Below are 8,567 nucleotides of genomic sequence, written 5' to 3'. Positions count from 1 at the left end.
CTGCTCGCGAAGGCGGTATTTCAGTCGACAGGGATGTTGACTGATACTCCCTCTTCGCGAGCAGGCTCGCTCCCACACTGATGCGTTTTTAACCAGGGACTTTTATGTCGCGTCGTATCTCCCCCGTCATACCCGGCTTCGGGCTGACGCTGGGCTACACCTTGGTGTACCTCAGCCTGATTGTGCTAATCCCGCTGGCGGCGATGTTCGTCCACGCCGCTCAACTTACCTGGGATCAGTTCTGGACGATCATCTCCGCGCCCCGCGTTCTCGCTGCACTGAAGCTGAGCTTCGGCACCGCGCTGTGCGCCGCGATCATCAACGGCATCATTGGCACGTTGCTGGCCTGGGTACTGGTGCGCTACACGTTCCCGGGACGCAAGGTGATCGATGCGATGATCGATCTGCCGTTCGCCCTGCCCACGGCTGTGGCTGGTATCGCCCTGACGGCGCTGTACACGCCGACCGGACTGGTCGGGCAGTTCGCCGCCGACCTCGGTTTCAAGATTGCCTACACCCCGCTCGGAATCACCCTGGCGCTGACCTTCGTGACCCTGCCGTTCGTGGTGCGCACGGTGCAGCCGGTATTGGCCGATATCCCCCGTGAAGTCGAAGAAGCGGCGGCATGCCTCGGTGCGAAACCGTTGCAGGTGTTCCGTCACATTCTGCTGCCGGCGCTGTTGCCGGCCTGGCTGACCGGTTTCGCCCTGGCGTTTGCACGGGGCGTCGGCGAGTACGGTTCGGTGATTTTCATCGCCGGCAACATGCCGATGAAAACCGAGATCCTGCCGCTGCTGATCATGGTCAAGCTCGACCAGTACGATTACACCGGCGCTACCTCCATCGGCGTGTTGATGCTGGTGGTTTCCTTTGTCCTGTTGCTGCTGATCAATTTGCTGCAGCGGCGCATTGAAACCCCATAAGGAGGCGCGAACCATGTCCCAATCGTCCATTGCGGCCGCTGCCTCGGCCAACGCTGCCCGCCGTGGCAGCGCGACTTCGCGCAGAGTCCTGATCGGTCTCGGCTGGCTGATTTTCTTCCTGTTTCTGCTGCTGCCGCTGTTTATCGTGGTGTCGCAGGGTTTGAAGAACGGCCTCGGTGCGTTTTTCACCGCGATCTTTGAACCGGATGCCCTGTCGGCGCTGAAACTCACGGTGATCGCGGTGCTGGTTTCGGTGCCGCTGAACCTGGTGTTCGGTGTCAGTGCCGCGTGGTGCGTGAGCAAATACTCGTTCCGCGGCAAAAGCATGCTGGTGACGCTGATCGACTTGCCGTTCTCGGTGTCGCCGGTGATCGCAGGTCTGGTCTATGTGTTGATGTTCGGTGCCCAGGGTCTGTTCGGGCCGTGGTTGCAGGATCATGACATCCAGATCGTCTTCGCCCTGCCGGGCATCGTGCTGGCGACGATCTTCGTCACCGTGCCGTTCGTGGCCCGCGAGCTGATCCCGCTGATGCAGGAACAAGGCACTCAGGAAGAGGAAGCAGCGCGCCTGCTCGGCGCCAACGGCTGGCAGATGTTCTGGCACGTGACCGTCCCCAATATCAAGTGGGGCCTGATCTATGGCGTGGTGCTGTGTACCGCCCGGGCCATGGGTGAATTCGGTGCGGTGTCGGTGGTTTCCGGGCACATTCGCGGGGTGACCAACACCTTGCCGCTGCACGTCGAGATCCTCTACAACGAATACAACCACGTGGCCGCATTCGCCGTGGCGAGCCTGTTGCTGCTCCTGGCGCTCTTCATCCTGCTGCTCAAGCAGTGGAGCGAAAACCGTATCAACCGCCTGCGCGCCAGCGCCGCGGAGGAATAATTCATGTCGATCGAAGTGCGTAACGTCAGCAAGAATTTCAATGCGTTCAAGGCGCTGGACAACATCAGCCTGGACATCCACAGCGGTGAGCTGGTGGCGTTGCTCGGCCCGTCCGGCTGCGGCAAGACCACCCTGCTGCGCATCATTGCCGGTCTGGAAACCCCGGATAACGGCAACATCGTGTTCCACGGCGAAGACGTGTCCGGCCACGACGTGCGCGATCGCAACGTCGGTTTCGTGTTCCAGCACTACGCCCTGTTTCGCCACATGACGGTGTTCGACAACGTCGCGTTCGGCCTGCGCATGAAACCGAAAAACCAGCGCCCGAGCGAAAGCCAGATTGCGACCAAGGTCCACGAGTTGCTGAACATGGTGCAACTGGACTGGCTGTCGGATCGTTACCCGGAGCAACTGTCCGGCGGTCAGCGCCAGCGTATCGCCCTGGCCCGCGCACTGGCGGTAGAACCGAAAGTGCTGCTGCTCGACGAACCGTTCGGCGCCCTCGACGCCAAGGTGCGCAAGGAACTGCGCCGTTGGCTGGCGCGTCTGCACGAAGACATCAACCTGACCTCGGTGTTCGTTACTCACGACCAGGAAGAGGCGATGGAAGTGGCCGACCGCATCGTGGTGATGAACAAGGGCGTGATCGAGCAGATCGGTTCACCGGGCGACGTCTACGAAAACCCGACCAGCGATTTTGTCTATCACTTCCTCGGCGATTCGAACCGTCTGCATCTGGGGGATGACAATCATGTGCTGTTCCGTCCGCACGAAGTGTCGCTGTCGCGGCATGAACTGGAGGATCACCACGCCGCCGAGGTTCGCGATATCCGCCCACTGGGCGCGACCACGCGGGTGACGTTGAAGGTTGAAGGGCAGACGGATCTGATCGAGGCGGAAGTGGTGAAGGATCACGACAGCCTGACCGGGTTGGCCAAGGGTGAGACGTTGTTCTTCAAGCCGAAGGTCTGGCAGAAAGTCGCAAGCCTCTAAATGCATCGCTCGTTCCCACGCCGGGTGTGGGAACGAGCGAGAGGTCAGTGGTTCAGGCGGCTGCACGATTCGGATTGACCCGCACCACACCCGCCCGCGCCTCGATCTGCTCTTTCAGCTCATGGCGCATCCCGAGCATGAACGCCAGTTCCGCCACCACAAACAGCGGCCCGACAATCAATCCGCTCAAGTCATCGACGAACGCCGGTTTGCGCCCCTCGTAGTGGTGCCCGACAAACTGGATCGCCCAGCCGATCACAAACATCGCCAGACCTGCGCTCAGCCAGACCAGGGTGCTCTGCTGCGCCAAGGCATGCCCGGCCCAGACCGACAGCCCCATCAACACGGTCATGAACACCCCGAGCTTCAGTTCCAGACGCAGGTAAAACCATGCCGAAGCAAGGGCGACGATCACTGCCGGGGAAATCCACAACCCGCCCGCCGACCATTCCGGTCGCGACAACAGCACGGCCACCGCCACCACAATCAATGGAATCCCGATAAAGTGGCTGGCAATGTTGCGTGGATCGCGGTGGTAAGCGGCGTATTGACTCAAATGATCGACGAGGCTTTTCATTGTTGTTCCTCCTGTAGGGTGAGCGAATCATGCCCCGTGTTCACGGTTCGCTCTGTCAGGCAGGCGACAATCTTCAGGAGAACCCATGGATAAGGTCTGGCGCGAACGCCTGCTGACCGGGCAATGGTTCAGTCATCTGCCGCTGTCCTTTCAGGATAGTCTGCTGGCAGTGGCCAGGGAGCGGCGGCTGACGGCTGGACAGCGGCTGTTCCAGCGCGGCGATGCGCCGTGCGGGCTGTACGCGGTGCTCGATGGCTCGGTACGCATCGGCGCTGTCAGCGAGCAGGGCAAGGAGGCGTTGCTGAGTCTGGTGGAGGCGCCGCACTGGTTCGGCGAAATCTGCCTGTTCGATGGTCAGCCCCGTACCCATGACGCTTACGCGGTCGGCCCATGCCTGTTGCTGAATATCCCTCAAGCCACGCTGCTGAAACTGCTCGACGAACACCCTGTCTATTGGCGGCATCTCGCCCTGCTGATGAGCCAGAAATTGCGCCTGACCTTCATCAATCTCGAACAGCTCAGCCTGCTGCCGGCCCCGGCGCGATTGGCCCATCGCCTGCTGTTGATCGCCGAAGGCTACGGCGAACTCGACCCGCCGCGCCGCATATTGCAACTGCCCCAGGAGCAACTGGCGTCGATGCTGTCGCTGTCGCGGCAGACCACCAATCAGATTCTCAAGGAGTTGCAGGGGCAGGGGGTCATCGGCTTGAGTTATGGCGAGATCGAAATCCTCGACGCCGTACGATTGCGAGCACTCGCCACCCTTTAGTTTCCACCACTATCCCTGTGGGAGCGGGCTTGCCTGCGATTGAGGTCTGTCAGTTGTCCTTTATGTCGATTGACCCGACGCCATCGCGGGCAATTCCGCTCCCACAAGTGAATTGTATGTGGCCTACGAACCGCGATAGGTGGAGAAGCCATACGGACTCAGCAGCAGCGGGATGTGGTAATGCTGATCCGTCTGCTTCACTTTGAAGATCACCGGAATCTCCGGAAAGAACGTCTCGTGCCCGGCTTTCTCGAGGTACTCGCCGGTCTTGAACACCACCCGATATTCACCCGCCTTGAACGGCTGGTTCGCCGGGAACAGCTCGGCGATCCGCCCCTGTTCATTGGTGGTGCCCTGAGCCAGCGGCTGCCAGTCCTGGCCGACATGGTGTTCCAATGTCACGTTGATGCCCGGCGACGGCAGTCCGTTTTCCAGATTGAGTACATGCACGCTCAGCGGGTTGCCGGCGGCCGGTGCCAGGCTCGAGAAAGCGCTCAGGGCGAGCGCGGCGAAAGTCATGCGTAGTGGGGTCATGGTGATGCTCCTGGGTTCAAGTACGGTTGATGGACAGGCCGACGATGTCGGCAGCCTTGATTGCGCAGGTTTCGTCCTGCTCGCCGCCCCCGGAACCGGCCACGCCCATGGCGCCGACCAGTTCTTTTTCGGCGAATAGCGGAATGCCGCCGCCGAGCAGCAGCAACTCATCAAGGGTGTTGAGGTTGGCGGTTTCCGGGTTGCTGCGGGCGCGCTCGGCGAACAGCCGGGTCGGGGTTTTCGTCGACAGCGCGGTGTAGGCCTTGCGTTGGCTGGCGACAGTGTTATGCGGGCCGATGCCGTCGGCGCGCAAGGTCACCAGCAGGTTGCCGCCACGGTCGAGTACCGACACCGTGCCGGTGCAGTTTTCCAGTGCCGCGTCGGCCAGCAGCCGGGCGGTGTTCAGATCGAGATCGGCGTGACCGGGCAGCTCCGGCGCAGCGAATGCGGCAGTGCCGAGGACGATTGCCAGGCTGGCAACCAAGTATTTGACGGTCATGGGCAGGCTCCAAAAGCGAAGGCCGTCACCTTATCCGCCGCTCCCCGTCGAAACCTCGTCAACCGGATTACAAGTTTGTAATGGGCAACACGGTCGAAGGAGCCTAGCCTGTGTCTCTGATCAATCGAGGTGTGCCATGCGTTTGCTGGTGGTAGAAGATGAAGCCAAAACCGCGAATTTCCTCGCCAAAGGGCTGGGCGAGTCGGGTTTCGCCGTGGACGTGGCACTCAATGGCCTCGACGGGCGCTACTTCATCGAGCAGCAGGAATACGACCTGATCATCCTCGACGTGATGCTGCCCGGCCTCAATGGCTGGCAATTGCTCCAGCTGATCCGTCAACGTGGCGCCACGCCGGTGCTGTTCCTGACGGCCAAGGACGCCATCGAAGACCGCGTGCGTGGCCTGGAACTGGGGGCCGATGACTATTTGCTCAAACCGTTCGCCTTCGTCGAATTGCTCGCGCGGGTGCGCACGTTGTTGCGCCGCGGACCGATGCGTGAAGCCGAGTCGTACAGCATCGCCGATCTGGAAATCGATGTGCTGCGCCGCCGGGTCAGCCGGGGCGGTCAGCGTATCGCCCTGACCAATAAGGAATTCGCCCTGCTGCATTTGCTCGCCAGCCGCCAGGGTGAAGTGTTGTCGCGCACATTGATCGCTTCGCAGGTGTGGAACCTGAATTTCGACAGCGATACCAACATGGTCGAAGTCGCGGTGCGCCGCTTGCGTTCGAAAGTCGACGATCCATACATGCCCAAACTGATCCACACCGTACGCGGGGTCGGCTATCAACTCGAAGCGCCCGACGATGCGCGCTAAATCCATCGCCTGGCGTCTGGCTCTGGCGTTCGCTGCCGTCTGCGCACTGGTACTCAGCGCGATTGGCGTGTTCCTGTATCGCTCGCTGGCCTCGGAAATCGCCTGGCGCGACGACATGGCGTTGCTCGGTCGCCTGGAACAGGTACGTGCATTGCTCGCCGACAGCGACAGCCTCGACGCCTTGCAGGCGCGGCCACGGCTGTACCAGAACATGCTCGGCAATCTCGACAGCCTGCTGCTGGTGCGACGCGCGGACGGCTCGAATGTGATCACGATCAACCCCCGCCAACGTGCACTGCCGCCTGTGCAGGCCATTCCTCGGGATCAATCTCCACAACGCAGCGATGTGCTGACCTGGCAAGCGTCGGACGGTGTCGGGCTGGCCCTGTTGTCCGGTCAGGCCCAAGGACCGCATGGCGAATCGCTGACCGTGATCGCCGGCAAGGTGTTGAGCGAGCGCGAGCAGATGCTCGGCAGCTATCGCCTGCGCTTGTATCTGGCGGTCGGGCTGGGTGCCTTGCTCGCCTTCTCGCTGGGCCTGGTGCTGTTGCGCCGGGGTTTGCAGCCGCTGCGCAAGCTGAGTGAAGCGCTGCGCGGCATCGACCTGCGCAGCCTCGACCACCGTGTTCCCACTGCGGGTACGCCAGCGGAATTGCTGGAGCCGGTAAACGCGCTGAACGGCATGCTGGTGCGGCTGGACGACGGTTTCCAGCGCCTGTCACAGTTTTCCGCCGACCTCGCCCACGAAATCCGCACGCCCCTGCACACCTTGCTCGCCAGCAACGGTCAGGCACTGAATCATCCGCGCAGCAGCATTGAGTATCAGGAAGTGCTGGCGTCGAACATGGAAGAGTTCGAACGGCTCAAGCGCATGGCCGAAAACCTGATGTTTCTCGCCCGTGCAGAGCAGGCCGAGCGGACGCTCGATCTGCGCACACTGGAACTGCACGAAATCGGCGCTGAGTTGTGCGACTACTTCGAAGCGCTGGCCGATGATCGGGGAGTCCGCCTCGAAAACACGTTCAGCGGAGAATTGCTGGCCGATCGGCAATTGCTGCAACGCGCCTTGGGCAATCTGTTGGCCAACGCCGTACGTCACGCCGACGCCGGCTCGGCCATCTGCCTGTGCCGGCGCGATGAACCAGGCCTGTGCTGGCTGCAGGTCCACAACCTCGGCCCGGTCATCGCGCAGGAGCATCTGGGCAAACTGTTCGACCGCTTCTACCGCGTCGACCCGTCCCGTGCGGAGCCGGGAGACTCCGGTGGATTGGGACTGGCGATCGTGCAGTCGATCATGCAGTTGCATGGTGGGCGGGTGCGGGTGAGCAGTGATGCAACGGGTACGGTTTTTGAGCTTGGATTTGCAGCGATCTGAATGGCCTCTTCGCGGGCAAGCCCGCTCCCACAGTAGTCGAGATCTGACACAGATTTTGTGCGCCCCAATCCTTGTGGGAGCGGGCTTGCCCGCGAAGAGGCTGGTCGACTCAATACAAATTCCAGACCCGTCAGCGCAACTGATCCCGAAACTGCCCCGGCGTCATTCCGGTCCAGCGCTTGAACGCGCGGCTGAAGCTGCTGGTATCGGCAAACCCCAGCAGATAACTGACCTCGCTCAGCGAGCATTGCGGGTCACGCAGGTGCAGCAGCGCGAGGTTTTCGCGGCTTTCATTCAATAACGTGTCGAAACGACAACCCTCGTCCGCCAGATGCCGTTGCAGACTGCGCAGGCTCAAGTGCAGGGCCTGGGCGATGCGCTCGGCGCTGGGCTCGCCTTCGGGCAGCTGTTCTTCGATGGCGTCGCGCACCTTGCGCTCCCAGGTCAGCGGCTTGAGCTGGGCGAGGGTGCGCTTGAGCACGGCTTCGTTGTGTTCGGCCAGCTCCGGGTTGGCGTCGTCGAGGTGGCTGTCGAAGTCGGTGAGGGCGAATTCGATGCGATCTTCTTCGGCGGCAAAATGCACCGGCGAGCGGAACACCTTGTGCCATTGATGCGCATCGGCCGGTTCCGGGCGGCGCAGGTACACCGCCAGCGGCGCGTAATCGCGGCCCAGGCGATTGCGGCAGGTGCGCACGTAGATCGCGGTGAAGGCGTCGATGGCCTCGAACGCCGGCGCCGGGTTGCCGACGGGAATCTTCAGGCGAAACCGGTAGCGGTCTTCCGAGCGGGTCAGCTCCAGTTCCAGGGCGTCGCTGACCACCTGGTGATAGCGCACGATCCGCTCGAACACTTCCCGCAGGCTGCCGCTGGCCACCAACGCGTATCCCAGTGCGTGAAATGTCGTGGGGCTGACGAACCGCGACACCCGCAGACCAATCGCCGGATCGCCGCTGACCTGCACCGCTATTTCCCACAGGCGTGTGGTGGCGGACAACGGATAACGCGCATTCGGATCGTCCATCCATTGCGGATCGAGCCCGGCCTGACGGCACAGGTCAGTGCTGTCCAGCCCCAGCGCATCGAGTTGCTTGCGCAGGGCACGGGTCCAGCTGGCGAGAGAAGTCGGTTCCTTCATGCTGATTGGCGCTTCCGGTCAACAGGTTGGCGTTCTCGGCTACCGCGTCCGGATCCTGC

General features: G+C 62.0%; 10 protein-coding genes. 6 read left to right on the top strand and 4 right to left on the bottom strand.

Going from position 1 to position 8,567, the window contains the following annotated elements:
* The first annotated feature begins 104 nt into the window (after positions 1-104).
* The 3 genes from cysT to BBF94_RS23685 are packed head-to-tail and all read left to right on the top strand — an operon-like array spanning position 105 to position 2,802.
* Complete coding sequence (gene cysT / locus BBF94_RS23695; protein WP_007952818.1) at positions 105-923, top strand: sulfate ABC transporter permease subunit CysT; 819 nt, start codon at positions 105-107, stop codon at positions 921-923.
* 13 nt (positions 924-936) lie between these two features.
* The gene (cysW, locus tag BBF94_RS23690) at positions 937-1,809 is read left to right on the top strand and encodes a sulfate ABC transporter permease subunit CysW (RefSeq protein WP_065261385.1); all 873 of its coding nucleotides are present in this window, start codon (positions 937-939) and stop codon (positions 1,807-1,809) included.
* A 3-nt stretch (positions 1,810-1,812) separates the two neighbouring features.
* A complete protein-coding gene (locus BBF94_RS23685; RefSeq protein ID WP_065261384.1) occupies positions 1,813-2,802 on the top strand; it encodes a sulfate/molybdate ABC transporter ATP-binding protein in 990 nt (329 codons plus the stop codon).
* Positions 2,803-2,854: 52 nt separating this feature from the next.
* Here the strand turns inward: BBF94_RS23685 and BBF94_RS23680 are convergent, their stop codons facing one another.
* Entirely contained in the window at positions 2,855-3,379 is a 525-nt protein-coding gene (locus tag BBF94_RS23680) for an Mpo1 family 2-hydroxy fatty acid dioxygenase (RefSeq protein WP_065261383.1), read from the bottom strand.
* 85 nt (positions 3,380-3,464) lie between these two features.
* On the opposite strand from BBF94_RS23680, the gene BBF94_RS23675 reads away from it, so the two are divergent.
* Complete coding sequence (locus BBF94_RS23675; RefSeq protein WP_065261382.1) at positions 3,465-4,148, top strand: Crp/Fnr family transcriptional regulator; 684 nt, start codon at positions 3,465-3,467, stop codon at positions 4,146-4,148.
* Positions 4,149-4,271: 123 nt separating this feature from the next.
* On the opposite strand, the gene uraH is transcribed toward BBF94_RS23675, so the two are convergent.
* Positions 4,272-4,682, bottom strand: a complete 411-nt coding sequence (gene uraH, locus BBF94_RS23670) for a hydroxyisourate hydrolase (protein WP_065261381.1) — start codon at positions 4,680-4,682, stop codon at positions 4,272-4,274.
* A gap of 16 nt (positions 4,683-4,698) precedes the next feature.
* A complete protein-coding gene (locus tag BBF94_RS23665; RefSeq protein ID WP_065261380.1) occupies positions 4,699-5,181 on the bottom strand; it encodes a GlcG/HbpS family heme-binding protein in 483 nt (160 codons plus the stop codon).
* A gap of 136 nt (positions 5,182-5,317) precedes the next feature.
* Between BBF94_RS23665 and BBF94_RS23660 the strand changes: the two genes are divergently transcribed.
* Positions 5,318-5,998, top strand: coding sequence for a heavy metal response regulator transcription factor (locus tag BBF94_RS23660; protein WP_065261379.1), 681 nt, complete (start codon positions 5,318-5,320; stop codon positions 5,996-5,998).
* On the top strand, positions 5,988-7,373 hold the full coding sequence (locus BBF94_RS23655; protein ID WP_065261378.1) for a heavy metal sensor histidine kinase: 1,386 nt from the start codon (positions 5,988-5,990) through the stop codon (positions 7,371-7,373). The genes BBF94_RS23660 and BBF94_RS23655 overlap by 11 nt, the downstream gene beginning before the upstream one ends.
* Positions 7,374-7,503: 130 nt before the next feature.
* On the opposite strand, the gene BBF94_RS23650 is transcribed toward BBF94_RS23655, so the two are convergent.
* Positions 7,504-8,508, bottom strand: coding sequence for an AraC family transcriptional regulator (locus BBF94_RS23650; protein WP_065261377.1), 1,005 nt, complete (start codon positions 8,506-8,508; stop codon positions 7,504-7,506).
* Positions 8,509-8,567 lie beyond the last annotated feature (59 nt).

This window comes from Pseudomonas bananamidigenes (genome assembly GCF_001679645.1).
GTDB classification, from domain to species: Bacteria; Pseudomonadota; Gammaproteobacteria; order Pseudomonadales; family Pseudomonadaceae; genus Aquipseudomonas; species Aquipseudomonas bananamidigenes.
The sequence above is the reverse complement of the archived record's forward strand: the minus strand, read 5'-3'. Positions and strand labels throughout refer to the sequence as shown.